At 68.9% G+C, this 18,292-nt stretch carries 19 protein-coding genes, 1 other RNA gene and 1 riboswitch; of the genes, 13 read left to right on the top strand and 7 right to left on the bottom strand.

Annotated features, from left to right (window positions below; all coding sequences use genetic code 11):
* Nucleotides 1-18: 18 nt before the first annotated feature.
* Both ssrA and VNJ48_RS17350 read left to right on the top strand, forming a co-directional pair.
* Nucleotides 19-387: a transfer-messenger RNA gene (ssrA, locus tag VNJ48_RS17355) on the top strand.
* 143 nt (nt 388-530) lie between these two features.
* Entirely contained in the window at nt 531-2,288 is a 1,758-nt protein-coding gene (locus VNJ48_RS17350; protein ID WP_325604374.1) for a hypothetical protein, read from the top strand.
* A gap of 111 nt (nt 2,289-2,399) precedes the next feature.
* On the opposite strand, the gene VNJ48_RS17345 is transcribed toward VNJ48_RS17350, so the two are convergent.
* The 4 genes from VNJ48_RS17345 to VNJ48_RS17330 form a co-directional block, all read right to left on the bottom strand.
* Nucleotides 2,400-2,789 carry a universal stress protein gene (locus VNJ48_RS17345; protein WP_325604372.1) on the bottom strand — a complete coding sequence of 130 codons (390 nt, stop codon included), beginning with the start codon at nt 2,787-2,789 and terminating at the stop codon, nt 2,400-2,402.
* Entirely contained in the window at nt 2,786-4,297 is a 1,512-nt protein-coding gene (locus VNJ48_RS17340) for a tripartite tricarboxylate transporter permease (protein WP_325604370.1), read from the bottom strand. Before VNJ48_RS17340 ends, VNJ48_RS17345 begins: the two co-directional genes overlap by 4 nt.
* A gap of 1 nt (nt 4,298) precedes the next feature.
* Nucleotides 4,299-4,829, bottom strand: a complete 531-nt coding sequence (locus VNJ48_RS17335; RefSeq protein WP_325604368.1) for a tripartite tricarboxylate transporter TctB family protein — start codon at nt 4,827-4,829, stop codon at nt 4,299-4,301.
* Nucleotides 4,830-4,909: 80 nt separating this feature from the next.
* Nucleotides 4,910-5,941: a Bug family tripartite tricarboxylate transporter substrate binding protein gene (locus VNJ48_RS17330; protein ID WP_325604365.1), complete on the bottom strand. Its 1,032-nt coding sequence runs from the start codon at nt 5,939-5,941 to the stop codon at nt 4,910-4,912.
* Nucleotides 5,942-6,091: 150 nt separating this feature from the next.
* Between VNJ48_RS17330 and VNJ48_RS17325 the strand changes: the two genes are divergently transcribed.
* Together VNJ48_RS17325 and VNJ48_RS17320 are read left to right on the top strand one after the other, a co-directional pair.
* The gene (locus tag VNJ48_RS17325) at nt 6,092-7,684 is read left to right on the top strand and encodes a sensor histidine kinase (protein ID WP_325604363.1); all 1,593 of its coding nucleotides are present in this window, start codon (nt 6,092-6,094) and stop codon (nt 7,682-7,684) included.
* Entirely contained in the window at nt 7,681-8,355 is a 675-nt protein-coding gene (locus VNJ48_RS17320; protein WP_325604361.1) for a response regulator, read from the top strand. Before VNJ48_RS17325 ends, VNJ48_RS17320 begins: the two co-directional genes overlap by 4 nt.
* A 27-nt stretch (nt 8,356-8,382) precedes the next feature.
* Here the strand turns inward: VNJ48_RS17320 and VNJ48_RS17315 are convergent, their stop codons facing one another.
* Entirely contained in the window at nt 8,383-9,099 is a 717-nt protein-coding gene (locus VNJ48_RS17315; protein ID WP_325604359.1) for a transporter substrate-binding domain-containing protein, read from the bottom strand.
* A gap of 254 nt (nt 9,100-9,353) precedes the next feature.
* On the opposite strand from VNJ48_RS17315, the gene VNJ48_RS17310 reads away from it, so the two are divergent.
* Entirely contained in the window at nt 9,354-10,052 is a 699-nt protein-coding gene (locus VNJ48_RS17310; protein ID WP_325604357.1) for a type 1 glutamine amidotransferase domain-containing protein, read from the top strand.
* A 13-nt stretch (nt 10,053-10,065) separates the two neighbouring features.
* Here VNJ48_RS17310 and VNJ48_RS17305 read toward each other — a convergent pair whose 3' ends face one another.
* Nucleotides 10,066-10,509, bottom strand: coding sequence for a CAP domain-containing protein (locus tag VNJ48_RS17305; protein ID WP_325604355.1), 444 nt, complete (start codon nt 10,507-10,509; stop codon nt 10,066-10,068).
* A gap of 111 nt (nt 10,510-10,620) precedes the next feature.
* Between VNJ48_RS17305 and VNJ48_RS17300 the strand changes: the two genes are divergently transcribed.
* From VNJ48_RS17300 to VNJ48_RS17285, 4 genes are all read left to right on the top strand, one after another.
* The gene (locus tag VNJ48_RS17300; RefSeq protein WP_325604353.1) at nt 10,621-11,049 is read left to right on the top strand and encodes an HIT family protein; all 429 of its coding nucleotides are present in this window, start codon (nt 10,621-10,623) and stop codon (nt 11,047-11,049) included.
* A 53-nt stretch (nt 11,050-11,102) separates the two neighbouring features.
* On the top strand, nt 11,103-11,870 hold the full coding sequence (locus VNJ48_RS17295; RefSeq protein WP_325604351.1) for a 3-oxoacyl-ACP reductase FabG: 768 nt from the start codon (nt 11,103-11,105) through the stop codon (nt 11,868-11,870).
* 203 nt (nt 11,871-12,073) lie between these two features.
* Nucleotides 12,074-12,256: riboswitch (cyclic di-AMP (ydaO/yuaA leader) on the top strand.
* Between the two features lie 2 nt (nt 12,257-12,258).
* Nucleotides 12,259-12,831 (top strand): C40 family peptidase, encoded by a 573-nt coding sequence (locus tag VNJ48_RS17290; protein WP_325604349.1) that lies wholly within the window; start codon nt 12,259-12,261, stop codon nt 12,829-12,831.
* 150 nt (nt 12,832-12,981) lie between these two features.
* Nucleotides 12,982-13,998 carry a DUF3048 domain-containing protein gene (locus VNJ48_RS17285; RefSeq protein WP_325604347.1) on the top strand — a complete coding sequence of 339 codons (1,017 nt, stop codon included), beginning with the start codon at nt 12,982-12,984 and terminating at the stop codon, nt 13,996-13,998.
* 18 nt (nt 13,999-14,016) lie between these two features.
* Here the strand turns inward: VNJ48_RS17285 and VNJ48_RS17280 are convergent, their stop codons facing one another.
* Nucleotides 14,017-14,712, bottom strand: a complete 696-nt coding sequence (locus VNJ48_RS17280) for a TetR/AcrR family transcriptional regulator (protein WP_325604345.1) — start codon at nt 14,710-14,712, stop codon at nt 14,017-14,019.
* Between the two features lie 124 nt (nt 14,713-14,836).
* On the opposite strand from VNJ48_RS17280, the gene VNJ48_RS17275 reads away from it, so the two are divergent.
* The 4 genes from VNJ48_RS17275 to VNJ48_RS17260 all read left to right on the top strand — a co-directional run bounded on the left by VNJ48_RS17275 (nt 14,837) and on the right by VNJ48_RS17260 (nt 18,258).
* Nucleotides 14,837-15,367 (top strand): hypothetical protein, encoded by a 531-nt coding sequence (locus VNJ48_RS17275; RefSeq protein WP_325604343.1) that lies wholly within the window; start codon nt 14,837-14,839, stop codon nt 15,365-15,367.
* Between the two features lie 256 nt (nt 15,368-15,623).
* The gene (locus tag VNJ48_RS17270; RefSeq protein WP_325604341.1) at nt 15,624-16,190 is read left to right on the top strand and encodes a YqgE/AlgH family protein; all 567 of its coding nucleotides are present in this window, start codon (nt 15,624-15,626) and stop codon (nt 16,188-16,190) included.
* Nucleotides 16,191-16,219: 29 nt separating this feature from the next.
* Nucleotides 16,220-16,492, top strand: coding sequence for a DUF3039 domain-containing protein (locus VNJ48_RS17265; protein WP_297737640.1), 273 nt, complete (start codon nt 16,220-16,222; stop codon nt 16,490-16,492).
* Complete coding sequence (locus VNJ48_RS17260; protein WP_325604337.1) at nt 16,489-18,258, top strand: DEAD/DEAH box helicase; 1,770 nt, start codon at nt 16,489-16,491, stop codon at nt 18,256-18,258. Before VNJ48_RS17265 ends, VNJ48_RS17260 begins: the two co-directional genes overlap by 4 nt.
* The last annotated feature ends 34 nt before the right edge of the window (nt 18,259-18,292 follow it).

Below are 18,292 nucleotides of genomic sequence, written 5' to 3'. Positions count from 1 at the left end.
GACCAACACAACTCAAGAGGGGCTGATCGGTTTCGACTTGGGACGTTAGTTCCAGGGGAAGCGGGTCGAGAAGCCAGCGTCATCTCGTTAACGATCGCTGGAAAACCATAGTTGCCAACTCAAACCGCAACGACTTCGCTCTCGCTGCCTGAGCAGTGATCGAAGGGTCTGACCGGGCACCCGTCCTCGTCCCGGACCCAGGCCTCATTTAGAGGACTTGCTGATCACTTCCGTCAGGAGGGGTGATCGGGACTTTTTCCTGACTGAGTCTGTCGGCGACGTGTCTGTGCGAGTGCCGGGACTGAGAAAACGACATCACTGACTGCACCCGGAGAAGACCTGGTTCGACGCTCGAGGACGCGGGTTCGATTCCCGCCAGCTCCACGCGCAGAACAATCGGTCCCGGTGGGTCACTCCACCGAGAGCCAGCCCTCTTGAACACGACAGCCGCTCCGACCCACGTCGGGGCGGCTGTCGCTCTCTCTGCGTGCGAGGATTCGCTCGCCATTTCACATCACCACGGGGGTCACATGAGGCCGAAGTTCGTCATCGCTGCGGTGGGGGTGGTGGCTCTCCTTCTTGTGATCGCAGCGGTATGGCGGCACGAGGCCTCGACAGACGACCGTGGGGCAGGCGCGGTTCCGGCACTGCCAGAGGTGGTGAACGCACCGGGCATCTGGTCCGACGATGAGGGCACCGACGGGCCGCTGGCGGCCGTGGGCGCGTCGACTCGAATGAAGGCCACGGGCGTGACGGGCGAGCTGGAGGGCGTGGACATGTTCGGCGTCTCGGCGATCGACGGGCACGCCACCTGGCTGCCTGGCATCGAAGAGGTGGCTGACGTCGCCTTGTCGCCCGACGGTCGGTGGATCGGCTGGAGGCAGTACGGCGCCGCTCGAGGTCAACGGCTCGTCGGCTGGGCTGTCATGGACACCTCAACAGGGGAGGTCCGAGAGCTGCGAGACCTCGGTGCTCCGCGTGTCGGCGATTCCATGCAGGACCTGGCGTTCTCCGGCGACTCGGGTCACCTGCTGACGACCTACAACGTGCCCGCTCCCGGACAGCGACACGATCACCAGTTCGTCGCGTGGGACGTGACGGACGGAACACCCACGGAGATCGAGGCGCCTGCCAAGCACTCGCTGCCCAACCTGGGTTCGGCGCCGACGGGGGTCGTGTGGTCCCGGGGGAACACTGTTTATCGGTGGGAAGTCGGTACCGCGACCGCGCCCACCTCTGAGGTCCTTCCACACGAGGTGGTCATTGCCTCGTGGGGGCCTGATGACAAGGCGTTCGCCTACATCGCAGCACCGAGCCCGGTCGCGCAGAAGGACTCAATCTCCGCGTCGGTGCGCTTGTACGCCGGCACGACGCTGGCCGGGGCTCGAGAGGTGCCCCTGGACCTGCCCAACGGGGTCGACCCGTCCGAGATTCGGGGCTGGACCGACGACCATCACGTCGTCATCGGCGACTACAGGACGATGGTCTACATCGTTGACGTGGTCACGGGGGACGTGGTCGCTCACGACACGCGCGGCTACGGCAAGACGTTCAACGACCCCGTGCTTGCTTCCGGCCTGTGGCAGCAACCCCTTGCAGCGCCCGTACCGCCGCAGGGCACCTCGGACCCACGGACGCCGTGGCGATGGGCTGCTGCCGCCATGCTCCTGGCCTGGGCCGGTGCGCTCCTGGTCAGACGCCGGCGCGACCGGACCAGGACCCAATCTCCGGTTGTGCCTGGGACGGGCCCCATGGCACCGCCTCCCGACCTGCGTCCGCTGGCCACGGCTGCGTTCGGCCTGGTCGTCGTGCTGGTCGACTTCCGGATCGAGAGTTTCGATCTCATCCCCGACCCGCTCGGCTGGGCGATCGCCGCTCAGGCGCTGTGCTCACTGCGCCCGGCGCATCGGGGGTTCTACCTCGCCGGCGTCGCCGCGTGGTGCGCCGTTGTTCCCTCGGTCCCCGAGTGGTTCGGTGTGGAGAGCATCCTGATCACGAGCGCGCTCACGCTCGCCTTGGTCATCGCGCAGTACCAGACGTGCACCGCCATCCTGGCGGTGAGCCCACCCGGCGCCACGTCGGCCGACACGATCCGTTGGTTGGTCGTGAGCCTCGCCATCGCCCTGGTCCTGGCGTTCATCGTCAATTGGACGGATCCCGACTCTGGACTGATCCTTGCCGGTATCGGTCTTGCCGACTTCGCAGTGCTGGTGTGGTTCCTGGTGATGCTGTACGGACTTGGCCGGCAGCAACCGTCGCCGGTCTACCGGCCCGCCGTGTCGAGCTGACGCTTTCGTGGTGGCGCTGGGACTGCTCGACTCGGCGCGCATGACCTCAGCGTCGGCACGGGAAGCGGTGGCCCCTCTGAGTGTCCAGGATCTTGGCGGGATCAGAGTCGCTCAGGCAGGCTTCACGGCCAGGACGGGACAATTCGCATCCAGGATGACTCGTTGAGCCACGCTGCCCAACAGCATCTTGCCCACCGCACTGCGATGACGGACGCCGACCACGATCAAGGTGGCGTGCTCCTCCTGCGCGACATCCAGCACGGCGTCAGCGATGTCGGGCACGACGTCGCGGCGCATCTTCGCATCCATGCCTTCGGCCTTCAGTCGGTCCATGACCTGCTGGACCTCGTCTTCGTGGGCGTAGTGGCTGTCGACCAGGCTGTCGCCGCGGGTCACGTTGACCACGACCAGCGAGGCCTTCCGCAGCTGGGCCTCGGCCAGCCCGTGGTCCAGTGCGGCCCGGCCGTGGATGTCCGGGCTGTAGGCGATGACGACGCTCATGTGTGGACCTCGTCCTTCTCGGTGACCGTTGGGTGGGTGGCTTGACGCTGGCCGCGCAGTTGGACAGCGACCAGGCTGGCGACGATGAGCACCATGACGAGGTAGCAGATGATCGCCGCGGGCTCGCCCCACAGCGTCGAGTAGTCGCCTCGAGAGATGTCGAGCGCCTCGGAGAGCTGCTCCTCCAGACGGGGGCCGAGGATGACGCCGATGATCAGGGGCAGCACCGGAATCGCGAAGCGGCGCATGGCGAAGCCGAGCGCTCCCAACACCAGGAGCAGTCCCAGGTCGAAGGGGGAAGCGCTGGCGGAGTACGCCCCCAACGTGGCGAAGAACAGGATCCCGGCGTAGAGATAGGGCCGGGGGATCTGCAGGAGCTTGGCCCACACGGGGGCGAGGGGCAGGTTCAGCACCAGCAGCAGGGTGTTGGCCACGAAGAGGCTCGCCAGCAGCGCCCACACCAGCTCCTCGTTCTGGGTCATGAACTGAGGTCCGGGTTGCAGGCCGTAGCTCTCGAAGGCGACCAGGATGACCGCCGCAGTCGCAGTGGTCGGAAGGCCCAGCGCGAGCATCGGCAGGAGCGTGCCGGCGGCGGAGGCGTTGTTGGCTGCTTCGGGACCGGCGACGCCCTCGATCGCACCCTTGCCGAACTCCTCGGGGTGCTTGGAGAGCCGTCGCTCGGTGACGTAGCTGAGGAAGGTCGGCACCTCGGCTCCGCCGGCGGGCAGTGCGCCGAACGGGAAGCCGAGGGCCGTGCCGCGGAGCCAGGGCTTCCAGGATCGGCTCCAGTCGGAGCGACTCATCCACGGCCGGCCGACAGGGATGATCTCCAGCGGACTACGACGTAGGTGTGCCGCGACCCACAGTGCCTCGCCCAGGGCGAAGATGGCCACCGCGACCACGACGATCTCGATGCCGTCGGAAAGCTCGGCGAAGCCGAAGGTCATGCGGGGTTGTCCGCTCGACATCCCGACCAGGCCGATGGCCAGGCCGAGGAAGAGCGCGATGAAGCCGCGCAGCTTGGAGGAGCCGAGGACGACGGTGACCGACACCAGGGCGAGCAGCATGATGGCGAAGTACGACGGGGCACCCAGCTTGACCACGAGAGGGCCGACCATGGGGGCCAGCAGGATCAGGAGGACGGTGCCGATCGTGCCGGCCACGAAGGAGCCGATGGCCGCTGTGGCCAGCGCCTGCGCGGCCCGGCCGGTCTTGGCCATCTTGTTGCCTTCCAGGGCGGTGATGACCGAGGAGGACTCGCCGGGGGTGTTGAGCAGGATCGAGGTCGTCGAGCCGCCGTACATACCGCCGTAGTAGATGCCGGCGAACATGATCAGCGCGCTTTCGGCAGGGACGCTGTAGGTGACGGGCAGAAGCAGGGCCACGGTCATCGCCGGGCCGATTCCCGGGAGCACGCCGACGGCGGTTCCGAGCAGCACGCCGAGGACGGCGAAGAGGATGTTGGTCGGGGTCAGGGCGGCGGCGAAGCCGTCGAGGAGAAGGTCCATGTCACAGGACTCCATTCAGGATGCCGGCCGGCAGTGGGACGCCCAGGCCGAGGTAGAAGGCGTAGAAGGTGCCGAAGGAGAGCGCGACGCCGATGGCGATGTCGCGCACCCAGTGGCGGCTCCCGAGCACCCACGCGGCGCCGGTGAAGAGAATGGCGCCGGTGACGGGCCAGCCGAGGGGCTCGATGAGGAACACGTTGACGGACAGCACGGCAACGAGCAGCACCAGCGTGCGCACGTCGCTGCCGCCAGCGAGGTCGACGTCCTCGCCATCCTCGGCGTCAGGGGTGTCACCGCGGGCGGTGGCAACTGCGAGCAACACTGACAGGACCAGCAGGGCCGCACCGACGACATAGGCGAAGGTGGACGGCGGAAGGAAGTCCTTCGACGCGCTGCTGCGCATCTGGGTGCCGTTGTACGCGATGGAGGCGCCGGCCACGGCGAGGAACGCCGCCATGCCGTATTGCGCGGAGTCGACGACGGGTCGCGCGGGAGGCGTCGTGTCAGGCATCTGCTGGGTCAGTTCGGGCATGGCGGGGACCTCCTCGGTCGGCCGGGTGAGTTCGGGCGGCCCGCAGCGGGCCGCCCGAACTCACCATCAGCAATTCGGTGCTAGGCCAGACCAAGGTCGGTGAGCGTGGTGCGGACCCGGTCGTTCTGCTCGGTGAGGAACGTGTCGAACTCGTCGCCAGTTGCGAAGTTGTCGCTCCAGCCGTTCTCCTCCAGCACGTCCTTCCAGGCCTGGGTGTCGTGCATCTCCTCGAAGGCGGCGATGTAGGCATCCACAGTGGCGTCGTCGACTCCGGGAGGGGCCAGCACACCGCGCCAGTTGGTGAACACCAGATCGATGCCCTCCTCGGTGAGGGTGGGGGCGTCGGTGGTGTCGAGCCGCTCGGCGCCCGAGACGGCCAGGACCCGGAGCGAGCCGTCCTCGATCTGGCCCGCGAACTCACCGAGGCCGGACATGCCGACGTCGATCTTGGAGCCCAGCAGTGCGGTGGTCAGGGGCCCGCCGCCGTCGTACTCCACATAGGCGACGTCCTTGGGGGTGATACCGACCGCGTCGGCGAGCTGCATCGGAAAGAGATGGTCGGGGCCGCCAGGAGCCGAGCCGCCGCCGATGATGACGCTGTCGGGGTCGGCCTTCCAGGCCTCGACGAAGTCGTTGACCGTGGTGAAGGGGGAGTCGGCGGGGACGATGATGGCCTCCTGCTCCTCGATCAGGCGGGCGATCGGTATGGCCTTGTCGACGGTCGCGTCGGACTGGTTGGTGTAGACGGCGCCGATGACGCCGAGGCCCATGGTCATCAACAGGTCGTCCGAGCCCTCCTCGTTGAGGAGGCGCTGCATGGCGACGGTGCCACTGGCTCCCTCGACGTTGCTGACCTCGAAGCGGTCGGCCAGGCCCTCGTCCTCCATGACCTTGACGGCCGCGCGGCCGGTGAGGTCGTACCCACCGCCGGCGGCGTTCGGGATCATCATGCGGAGACGCTGGTCGGACAGGTCGCCGCCTGCTTCACCACCGTCAGAGGTGACACCGCATGCGGTGAGTGCCACCAGCGAGACGACGCTCACGGTGGCTAGGGCGGCGCGCAGGCCACGTCGGGTGGTCCGCGTGCGGCGGGGTTTCAGGGTGATGGTCATCCTGGGGCACCTCCTCGGTGAGTTCCGTGGGATCATGTCCCGCGGGTGTGGCGCCGGTCACGCTTGCGGAAGCAATGGAGGTTGTGGTCATTGTGGTCTCCGTCACCTACCGGTCGGCGCCGCGACCCGAGCCTGGCGGGGCAGGTGCTCGTGCTTCAGCTGGCGGTGGTCCTCGGGGTGCTGGCCCTGGTCGCCGTCATCTCCCTCCGGCAGTCGGGCGTGACCTTCGAGCAGCAGGCCGGGGCGCAGGTGCGCTCGGTGGCCGAATACGTCGCCAACTCCTCGCAGGTCCGCACCAAGCTGGAGGAGGTCGCCGACCAGTCAACGGGAGTGGCCGCGCGCGACACCGTCACTCAGCTCGCGCCGGCCATTGAGTCTGCCCTGAGCCTCTCCAGCGCCAGCGAGATCGACATCACCGCACCGGACGGCGAGGTGTTGGTCAGCTCTGACCCGCAGCGAGTGGGCACTCAGGCCGACCTCGATGGCAGCGGCGTCCAAGGAGGTCGCGGCTGGTCCGGACTGCGCGAGGTCGACGGCCGAACGGTCGTGGCCGCGTACGCCCCCGTCCTCTCCGACGAGGACAGCAGCGAGGGGGACTTGGTCGGGTTGGTGCTGGTCGAGCAGAACTACCCCACGGTGTGGCAGCGGCTGACCGACAGCGCGGCTGACCTCGCTGTCTTCCTCGGCGTGGGCACCCTGCTAGGAGTGCTCGGCACGTACGTCGTCTCGCGCGTGGTCAGGCGGCGGACCCGTGGCCTCGGCGTCTCTGAGATCTCGCGGCTTGCCGATCACCGTGAGGCGCTGCTGCACAGCATCCGAGAGGGCGTGCTCGCCGTCGGCACCGACGGGCGTATCACGATGGTCAACGATGCCGCACTACGGCTGCTCGGCCTCGAGCCCGACGCCCTCGGGAAGCCGGCGGCAGGGTTGGGGCTGGCCCATGAGGTGGTCTCGCTGCTCGACGGCTCCGCCGCGGTGGACGAGGACGCCGTGGCCGTGGTCGCAGACCGCGTGCTCGTCTTCAACCGGCGCGCAGCCTCGAGCCGAGGCCGAGGGATCGGCACCGTGACCACCATGCGCGACCGCACCGAGCTGGTCTCGCTCCAGAGCCAGCTCTCCTCCAACCTCTCCATCACTGACACGCTGCGTGCCCAGACCCACGAGTTCAGCAACCACCTCCACATCATCTCGGGCCTTGTCCAGCTCGAGGAGTATTCCGAGCTGCGCTCGCTGGTAGGCAACCTTGCCCGCCGCCGGGCCGAGACATCGGACTTCGTGACTGCACGGGTCAAAGACCTGGCGGTGGCGGCACTGGTGCTGGCCAAGTCGAGCGTGGCCGATGAGCACGGCGTGCGCCTGGAGCTGAGCGAGGACTCGGTGCTGCCTGTGCTGGCGCCGGGCGATGCCGCCGACCTGACGACCGTGCTGGGCAACCTGATCGACAACGCCGTGGACGCCTGCCGCGGAATGGAAGGCGCCGAGGTGATCGTCTCGCTCCAGGCAGGCCACTCCCATCTCCATGTCGAGGTTGCCGACAACGGTCCAGGCGTCCCCGAGGAGCTCCGCGAGGCGATCTTCGTCCGGGGCTTCTCCACCAAGCCCGACGTGCTGGGCGGCCGCGGTATAGGACTGCCGCTGGTGCAGCTCATCTGCGCGCAGCGAGGTGGGAGCATCGAGGTTCACCAAGGGAAGGGCGCGGTGTTCTCCGTGCGGCTGCCCTACTCCTCCAGGAGGCCCCTGTGATCAGCGTGCTCGTCGTGGACGACGACTTCATGGTGGCCAGCATCCATCAGCGGTTCGTCGCGCAGACCGACGGCTTCGAGGTCGTCGGCAGCGCCCGCACCGGGGCAGAGGCGCTGGCACTTGTCGATCAGCTGCACCCCGACCTGGTTCTGCTTGACGTGCACCTTCCCGACATCAGTGGTCTGGAGGTGCTGGCCCGGCTTCGCGCCGACGGCTCCAGGACCGGAGTGGTGATGGTGACCGCCGAGCGCGACGCCGACACCGTCCGAAGGGCGCTGCACGGCGGGGCGATGCAGTACCTCGTCAAGCCCTTCACCTACGACGACCTCGCCGCCCGCCTGGCCCAGGTCGCGGCGGCCATGCAGGAGCTGGCGCCCGGCTCGACCGACCAGGACACCATCGACCGGTTCTTCGGCACAACCCGCCAGGCACCTCGACCGCCTACGTCGTTGCCCAAGGGGCTCAGCTCCGAGACCGGGCAGCTGGTCCTTGACGCCCTGGCCGGTGGAGTCGAGCTCTCGGCCGCCGAGGCGGGTGAGCGACTCGGTCTTTCGCGGGTGAGCGCGCGCCGCTACCTCGAGCACTTCGTGACGACCGGGGAGGCGCAGGTCCGGCTGCAGTACGGCGCGGGACGTCCCGAACGGCGATATCGAAATGTGGCAACTGCGTAGCCGGATGCCGGTGGTAGCAGGTCCGTGTCAGGCGGGTGGAGCGACGGCTGCGTCGCTCCGACCGGAGCGATCGAGGGCGCTGGTGATGAACCCGTCGGCCTTCAGCTCCTCGACGAAGGCGTGCAGGAAAGCGACCGTCTCTGCGCTCCGGCCGCGGGGGGTGCCGACCGCCTGTTGGATCTCCATGAAACGGGGTTCGAGAAGTCGATGGCCAGGGTGAGTGGCCGCGAAGTCGGCGATCGGCGCCCTGATGCCGGCGGCGACCTCGAGCTGGTGCTCGGTGAACACCGAGGTGCCTTCGCTGCCACGGACCACCCGCGCATGCTCCAGGGTCCGAGTGAGGAACAGGTCGTAGGCGGACCCTTCCTTGACTCCGACCCGGACGCCGGGTCGGTCGACATCTGCTCCCGAGGTGAGGACCGAGTCGTCCGGGACTGCGAAGACTCCCTCGATGATGGCGTACGGCGCGCTGAACGAGACCGACTTCTCGCGGGCAGGGTCCACTGCAAGGAAACAGATGTCGGCCTTCCCCGCCCCGATCGCCTCGAACGATTCACGCGCGGCTTCGAAGCAGAGCAGCTCGACGGGGACACCGAGCCGGGAACCGAGCTCACGGGCGATGTCGACGGTGACGCCGGCGGGAGCGTCGGGTGGTCCCTGGGCCAGGACAGGGTTGCCGAGGTTGATGGACGCACGCAGGGTGCCGGTCGGGGCGAGATCGTCGGTGATGTCCACGAGCCGCATGCTGCCAGTCGTGTCGGTCGAGGCACGGTTCGGGTCAGCCGAAATGCAGCTGATCAGCGGCCCCCGAAACCCTGCGTACCAGAGGCAGCGGGTCTCATGCCTCGCCGGGATGTCTCCTCGGCCCTGGCGTCAGCGACCGGGCGGCTGGGCGCCTCCCATGGGCGTAAGGCTTCGATTCTGAGCCGACCACCTGATGGGTACCGTCGTCCAGGAGCGCCGAACGGCGCTCACGCCGATGACCCGAGGAGTGCTTCGTGCCGAAGATCCTGATCGTCCTGACCGGTTCCGACCACTGGACTCTCACTGACGAGACCTTGCACCCGACCGGGTTCTGGGCCGAAGAGCTGCTGTCCCCGATGCAGGTCTTTTCCGACGCCGGGATCGACGCCGACATCGCCAGCCCCGGTGGCAAGACGCCCGTCGTGGACGAGGGCAGCCTTGCCCCGGACACCATCGGTGAGGAGGAGTCGGCGAAGCAGCGCAAGGCGCTCGACGCCCTCGCGGGCCGGCTCGAGTCGACGCTGGTCCTCGCCGATGTCGACGTCAGCTCCTACGACGCCGTCTTCGTTCCCGGCGGGCACGGCCCGATGGAGGACCTCGCCGTCAGCGACGATCTCGGTCGCATCCTCGTGACCATGCTCGATGACGGCAAGGTCGTCTCTTCGGTCTGTCACGGCCCGGCCGGTCTCCTGCCGGCCAAGCGGGCAGACGGCTCCTGGCTGTTCGCCGGACGCAACCTGACCGCCTTCACCGACGCCGAGGAGGAGCAGGCCGGGCTCGCCGACAAGGCGCCCTGGCTGCTGGAGTCCCGCCTGCGCGAGGCGGGCGCGACCTTCTCCTCGGGAGAAGCGTGGGCGCCCTTCGTGGTCGTGGACGACACGTTGGTGACCGGTCAGAACCCGGCGTCCAGCGTCGGGGCCGCGCGGAAGGTGGTCGGACTGCTCACGTCCTGACGACGGAGGTCGATCAGCGGGCGCCCAGGACCTGCGCGGTGTACCAGCGACCGTTGCCGGACTGCACGGCGCGGACCGCCACGAGCCGGAACCGCGCCTCGAGGATGTTCTTGCGGTGACCCGCCGAGAGCATCCAGCCGTCGCTGACCACCGCGCGCGAGTCGCTGTAGCCGTAGGCGACGTTCTCGCCGACGCTGGACAGGTCACAACGACGCAGGATCGGGGCGAGGTCTCGATGGAACATCCGTCGCTGATCGGCCATTCGCTGGGCGTGGCGCTGCGCGAAGCGACCCAGGCACGCGCTCGGCCGTAGTGGCGCCAGGCCGTTGAGGGTCCGGTGGAGGTTCGTGGTGGCGACGGCCTGCGCTTCGTAGTCGAGGTCGGCGGAGGCCTGGGCGGAAGGGGCCTGCAGAGTGGCGGACAGGGCAGAGAGGGTTGCTGCGAGGGCAACGGTCAAGGAACGCAAGAAGGTGGCTTCCGGTGTGGGGGGAGACCGCCGGGGGACGGCCGCCAACGAGGGTGCCACCTCACCCCGAGGGGTGCAAGTGTCAGCGCTACCCTCCCCGACATGGTCGACTGCGTGTTCTGCGGGATCGTCTCGGGCAGGGTGGAGGCGGACGTGGTGCTTGCCCGCGACGACTTCGTGGCCTTCCTCGACACCCGACCGGTCTTCAAGGGCCACGTGCTGCTCGTGCCCCGCAAGCACGTCGAGACCCTGCCGGACCTGCCGGCGTCGCTGCGCGACGGGTTCCTGGCGGCAGCGCAGGATCTCGCCGTGGCGGTCAAGGACGCCCTGGGCGCCCAGGGCTCGTTCGTAGCGATGAACAACACGGTGAGCCAGTCCGTGCCGCACCTCCACCTCCACGTCGTGCCCCGGACCAAGGGCGACGGACTGCGGGGGTTCTTCTGGCCCCGGACCAAGTACTCCGCCGGCGAGGCGGCGGACTACGCCGACCGGCTCCGCGGCGTACTGGAGGACACCGGGCCGACCTCCTGAGCACTGGGTACTAGGGTCGACGCCGACCAGTTCCCAAGTCCTGAGGAGTCATCATGGGTCGCTTCGACGCTCGCGTCGCGGTCATCACCGGAGCTGCACGCGGCATCGGATTCGGTACGGCGCAGCGCTTCGCCAGCGAGGGTGCGTCGGTCGCCATCGTCGACCTCAACGAGGCGGACGCCCAGCAGGCGGCGGAGAAGATCGAGCTCACCGCCGGCGCCACGGCGATCGGGATCGGCTGCGACGTGTCCGACTCCGCTGCCGCCGAGTCGGCGATCCAGCAGGTGGTGGACGGCCTCGGGGGGATCCACATCCTCGTCAACAACGCCGGGATCACCCGGGACAACCTGCTCTTCAAGATGTCCGAGGACGACTGGGACCTGGTCATGGCGGTGCACCTCAAGGGCCCGTTCAACATGACCAAGGCCGCGCAGAAGCACTTCGTCGAGCAGAGGTACGGCAAGATCCTCAACCTCTCCAGTGTCTCCGCCCTCGGCAACCGGGGCCAGGCCAACTACTCCGCGGCCAAGATGGGCATCCAGGGCTTCACCCGGACCCTGGGCATCGAGCTGGGCCCCTTCGGCATCAACGCCAACGCGATCGGGCCGGGGTTCATCGCCACCGAGATGACCGACGCGACGGCCGCTCGGGTCGGGATGAGCGTGGAGGACTTCCGGGCCGCCGCCGCTGCGTCCAACCCGGTCCGGCGCGTGGGCTTCCCAGAAGACATCGCCGCCGCGGCCGCCTTCCTCTGCAGCGACGAGTCCTCCTACATCACCGGCCAGACGCTCTATGTCGACGGCGGCGCGAAGCTCGGCTGAGGTAGCCCACCAGACGAGACGCTCCTCACGTCTGCGACTGAATCCACGCCCAAGGGGGCCACAGGAGCTCCACAGTTCGTCCAAGCGGTTGGATTTTCACCCAGCTGCTGCCTAACGTCGTCGACAGCCCCTGCGCCCCGAGTGCGCAGGGAGTTCGTCAACAGACACACCTACCCCGGGTAACGCCGAGTCCTGCCCGCCCGGGGTGGGCACCCCCGAGTCTTTGCAGATCGGGCAGGAGTGGGGGACCCACAGGTCTCACTGCCGGCCGCACGCGCGCACGAAGCGCCTGGGCGGACGGCTCGGGGTGAAGTCACCGCGAGGTGACGGAGCACCTTCCAGCTCCAACCCGACAGCTCACCTCACAGGCGTGGGAAAGGAATCTGCCATGCCCGTACGACGTCTTGTGCGCTCTTGTGCCCTCACGCTCGTCACCCTCGGAGTCACCGCCACCACCCTGGCCGTCGCTCCTGCCCACGCCGTCGAGCAGGGGGACGACTCCCGCTCTGGTGGTGCCGTCGCGATGACCCAGAGCCAGGTCACGAAGTACGACGAGCGCCAGGCCGCCCGTCAGCAGAGTGCAGCCCAGAGGTTCGAGTCGCGGATCACCTCCGCCAAGCAGACTGCGCTCGCCCAGATGGGCGATCCCTACTCCTGGGGTGGGGTCGGTCCCAACGCCTTCGACTGCTCCGGCTTGATCTACTTCAGCTATCGCCAGGCCGGGTTCGACGTCCCGCGGACGTCCGGCGCACAGGCTGCCTACACCCGGCGTGTCGCCAAGCAGGACATGCGGCCCGGCGACCTGATGTTCTTCCACGCCGGTGGCGCCGTCTACCACGCGGCGATCTTCCTGCGCTGGGAGCGCGGCCGGGCCATGATGCTGGACGCTCCGGGCTCCGGCAAGCGAGTGCAGGTCATCGCGCCGTGGACGGACAGCTGGTTCGGCGGCACGCTCCGCTGACCACCAGTCGGCGAGCGCCGTGCCTGTGCGCGCGGCGCTCGTCGAACTTCAGTGACCGGGGCCACATTCTGGGCGAGCCTGCCACGCGGCCCCCGGCTGTGCGGCGAGAATGGTCCCGAGCTTCCCCGCCCTCTCAGATCGGAGCACGTCGTGCACCCCCGCCTACGACGCATCGTGGCCGCCCTCGCGGCCAGCGCCCTCTTGACCGGCCTGGCTGCCTGCGGCGGCGACGAGAAGTCCCCGGAAGCCAGCCCGTCATCGTCCTCCGAGGAGACCGGCGACGAGGCCACGGAGACGCCTGAACCGCCCGCCCTGTGGCCGCTCACGGGTCTCGAGGTCAAGGGTGAGTTGCCCTCGCACCCGGTGCTGGTCACCAAGGTCGACAACACGTCCTCGAGCTCTCCGCAGATCGGGCTCGGCTCGGCCGACATGGTCGTCGAGGAGCTCGTCGAGGGCGGGATGACCCGGCTCGCCGCGTTCTACTACTCCGACGTGCCCCCGGTCGTCGGGCCGGTCCGGTCCATGCGGGCCAGCGACATCGGGATCGTGCCGACCGGCGCGCACGTCATCACGAGCGGCGCGGCAGCCGTCACGCTTGCCCGGGTCAAGAAGGCCGGCATCCCCTTCGTCACCGAGGGCGCCAAGGGCATCTACCGCGACAACGGGCGCTCTGCGCCGTACAACCTCTTCTCCAACCCCAACGTGATCGCGAAGGGCATCAAGGGCGGCGACGCCCCAGAGCCCTATCTGGAGTTCGGCACCCCTGCCGACTACCCAGGCAAGAAGCCCGCGCGCAACATCTCGGCAGGGTTCGGTGGTCACACCACCACCTGGGCCTTCCAGGGGGGCAAGTACGTCAACACCAACTCCTACGCCGCCCAGGGTGATGCGTTCCCCGCGACCAGCGTGCTGGTCCTGCGGGTCCGCATCGGCGACGCGGGCTACCGCGACCCCTCGGGCTACCCCGTGCCGGAGACGATGTTCGAGGGCACCGGCCCGGCCCAGCTCTTCCACGCCGGCAAGGTCGTCCAGGGCACGTGGAGCAAGGACGGGCTGAACGGCGCCATCAAGCTGTCCACCGACAAGGGCGCCCTCACCGTGCCGGCCGGGCGCATCTGGATCGAGCTCGTGCCGCAGGGCACCGGCAACGTCACCTGGGCGAAGTAGGCAGGCGACTCCCGGCACCTACGCCGTCTCGGCGTCTGCAGGGTCGGGAGGCTCCACTCCCGCGTCGACCAGCGACTGGAGACCGGCGAGGATGAACCCGGTCGCGGCCTCGACCCGCAGCGCGGCTGCCGCCGGGTCGTCGCTCGTGGCGACCGACTCGCCGGCCGACGACATCGCCCCGAAGAAGATGCGGGTGAAGGTGTTGAGCATCTCCTCGCCCAGCTCCCAGGTGCCGGCATTCAGGACGGCCCGGACGATCTCGGTGACGCTCGCGAACGTGGATCGCTCCTCGTGCTCCCGGAACCGCTCGTAGCCCAGCACCGAGGGTCCGTCCTGGATCACCAGGCGCCGGTAGGCGGGCTGTTGGACGACCTCGAGGAACACTTGGAGGCCGGCCTGCGCCTTGAGCCACGGGTCTCGCTGGCCCTTCAGTGCCTTCTCGATCGTCGTCCCGGCAGCCCCCTCCACCCGCTGGAACACCGCTTCGAAGAGCGCCTGCTTGCCGGAGAAGTGGTGGTAGAGGGCGCCCTTGGTGACGCGTGCCCCGGCCACGATCTGGTCGAGAGAGGTGGCGGCGTAGCCCTGCTCGGTGAACAGCTGCTCGGCCACGTCGACCAGGGCTCGCTTGGTGGAGCCGGAGTACGGCGCCCGCCGGCCGGTCACCTTCGGCACCGGCACGTTCGGCATCAACCGGCCGGCCGACGACTTGCTCATGCACCGAGTCTAGGGCCGGTGTGCGGTGTGTGGGCACGGTCACGGCCGCCGTCGCTGGTGTGGCGATGCCGAGTGACATACCGTGAGTACGTACCGAGAGTATGTACCACCGAAGGAGGTGCCCATGACCTGGAACTCCCATCACCGGCGCGGAGAGATCCTCCGCACCGTGATCGCCGAAGCAGACGCCCGACAGGACGGCTGCCTGCCCATGGACGTCAACGGTGTTGCCGAGACGTTCGGAGACGAGCACACCCTGCTCGGAGCCCTGCAGCTGCGGTGGCACACACGTCTCGCCGGCCGCATCGAGCGCGAGCTCATGTCTCAGCCGATGGATCTGGAGGCAGCCGTGATCGCCGCCTGGCACTCGACGGCCAGCGAGCTCCCCGGCATCTTGGCCATCATCGACCACTACCGCGCCGAGCCCGTCGACGACGAGATGGCCGCCGCGATGGAGGTCTCCACGGGCAAGGAGCACCACCTGCTCGCGGTGATGGCCGGTCGGAGCAGCGCCAGCGATGCCCCGAGCGCCCGTGTCGGCGCGGAGATCGCCCAGCGCGCCCGCACCAGGCACGCCCCGGCAGCCCGGACGCTGACCCGGCCGGCGCCGTCGACCCTGGTCGAGCGGATCAGGGCCGTCCTCACCGCTGCCTGACGGACTCTCCAGGAAGGCCCAGCAGGCGGCCCCCCCAGCAGGCGGCCCCCACCGACGCACGCGGTTGCTCCCGACCGCGACCTCCCTCCCTGATGCGTCGGGCGGGGGTCGTCGGTCATGCCTGTTCCTCCCTCGGGAGGTGGGGGGACCACCCATGCGGCGGTTAACGTGACAGGGAGTCGAGCAGCGGCTCACGATCCGCCCGCCGTCATCGGCATAGGCCCTCGCGGATGCCTCGACTGAGAGATAGTGGAGCATGAGAAGCGAGACCGAGGTGGCACCGGGCATGCTCCTGCTCGCCACGGCTGAGCTGGTCGATCCCAACTTCGCCGACTCCGTCGTGCTGCTGCTCGACGTCTCCGAAGAGGGCGCGCTGGGTGTCGTGCTCAACCGTCCCTCGCCCGTGCCGGTGACCGAGGTGCTGGAGCCCTGGGGCTCGTTGTGCGTCGAACCCGAGGTGCTCTTCCGCGGCGGCCCGGTGTCTCCTGATGGCGCCCTGGCCGTGGCCCTGCTGCGCGACGCCGAGCATGAGCCCGTCGGGTTCCGGCCGATCCTGGGGCGGCTGGGGATGGTCGACCTCGACACCCCCGTCGAGCTGCTGGACGGCACCCTCAGCGGACTGCGTGTCTACGCCGGCTACGCAGGGTGGGACGCGCAGCAGCTGCGCGCCGAGATCGCCGAAGGGAGCTGGTATGCCGTGACGGCCGAACCGGTCGATGCCTTCCGCTCCGACACCTCCGACCTGTGGCGTGACGTGCTGCGCCGCCAACCCGGTCAGCTCGCCTGGCACACGACACGGCCTCTTGATCCCGACCTGAACTAGTGGCGTCGGTTGACCTAAACTCAGTGCCCATGAGCACCATCGGATTCTCGCCCGGCGCGCAGACGATCGAAGACCGTCGCACCCAGCCGACCGACGATGGCGACCACGAGCGGTTCAGCCACTACGTCCCCAAGGACAAGCTGACCGAGGCGATGGTGATGGGCACTCCCGTGATCGCTCTCTGCGGGAAGGTCTGGGTGCCGTCCCGAGCGCCGGAGAAGTTCCCGGTCTGCCCGGAGTGCAAGGAGATCTGGGAGTCGATCAAGCCCGGCGGTTCAGGCGATCAGGGTCCCGACGCGTGACGGGGCGGCCTGACGCCGTACACCTCTCGCCCGCCTGGCCCGACCGCGCGGCCTGGGGGACTGCGCCCCTGCTGCGCGCCTGGCAGCAGACAGCGATGGACCAGTACGCCGCCACCTCTCCGCGCGACTTCCTGACGGTGGCGACGCCCGGGGCCGGCAAGACCACCTTCGCCCTGTCGGTGGCAGCAGAGCTCCTCGGCAGGCGGATCATCGACCGGATCACGGTCGTCGCGCCCACCGAGCACCTCAAGACCCAGTGGGCCGAGGCGGCCGCGCGTGCCGGCATCCCGCTCGACCCGACCTACAGCGCCGGTTCGGGCAAGACCTCCCAGGACTACGTCGGCATCGCGGTGACCTATGCCGGGGTGGCGGTCAACCCGCTGGCCATGCGCATCCGCACCGAGCGCTTCAAGACCCTCGTCATCCTCGACGAGATCCACCACGCCGGCGACGCGATGTCGTGGGGTGAAGGGATCCGCGAGGCGTTCCAGCCCGCCACCCGCCGGCTGGCACTGACCGGCACGCCCTTCCGCTCCGACATCAACCCGATCCCGTTCGTCACCTACGCCCCAGGTGACGACGGCATCCCGCGCTCGGCGGCCGACTTCACCTACGGCTACGCCCACGCGCTGGCCGACCATGTCGTCCGGCCGGTGCTGTTCATGGCCTACTCCGGCGAGATGACCTGGCGCACCCGGGCCGGGGACGAGGTCGCGGCGCGACTCGGCGAGCCGCTCACCAAGGACATGCACGCGCAGGCCCTGCGCACCGCGCTCGACCCGGCAGGGTCGTGGATCCCGGCCGTGCTGGCCGCTGCCGACAAGAGGCTCTCCGAGGTACGCCGCCACATGCCCGACGCCGGCGGCCTCGTCATCGCCAGCGACCAGGACTCGGCCCGCGCCTATGCCGCGCTGCTGCGCAAGATCAGCGGCGAGGCTCCCGTGGTGGTGCTCTCGGACGAGAAGGGCGCGTCGAAGAAGATCGGTCAGTTCGCCGAGTCGGAGAAGCGGTGGATGGTCGCGGTCCGCATGGTCTCCGAAGGTGTCGATGTGCCGCGCCTCGCTGTCGGTGTGTGGGCCACGACCACCGGCACCCAGCTGTATTTCGCCCAAGCGGTCGGACGTTTCGTCCGTGCCCGCTCGCGGGGCGAGACGGCGTCGGTGTTCCTGCCGTCGGTGCCCCACCTGCTCGGCTACGCCTCCGAGATGGAGGTCGAGCGCGACCACGTCCTCGGGCGCAAGGTCACGAACGAGGACGACATCTTCGCCGCCGAGAACGAGCTGCTCGCGGCGGCGCAGGCGGGGGAGTCGGCCTCCAGTGAGCTGGAGATGTCCTTCGAGGCCCTGGGCTCGACTGCGTCGTTCGACCGGGTGCTCTACGACGGTGGCGAGTTCGGCCACTCGGGCGAGGTGCACGCCGGTTCGGAGGAGGAGATGGACTTCCTCGGCATCCCCGGGCTGCTCGAGCCCGATCAGGTGCGAGAGCTCCTGCACTCGCGCACGAGCGAGCGGGCGAAGAAGCAGAAGGCCGCTCGCGAACCCGACACGGTGGCCGAGCTGACCACGCACGAGCAGCTCGCTGTGCTCCGGCGCGAGCTCAACGGGCTGGTCGCGGCCTGGCACCACCGCACGGGGCAGGCCCACGGCATCACGCACGCCGCCCTCCGCAAGGAGTGTGGCGGGCCCGCCGCGGCCGTGGCTTCTGCGGAGCAGCTGCACGCGCGCATCAACCGCGTCCGCGAGTGGGCGATCAAGAAGACGTCCTGATTCAGCGGGACGTCGGGTTCGAGCCGACCGTGCT

The organism is Nocardioides sp. (genome assembly GCF_035576065.1).
Classification (GTDB): domain Bacteria; phylum Actinomycetota; class Actinomycetes; order Propionibacteriales; family Nocardioidaceae; genus Nocardioides.
Note: the sequence above shows the minus strand (reverse complement) of the source record. Positions and strands in the feature narration are given on the sequence as shown.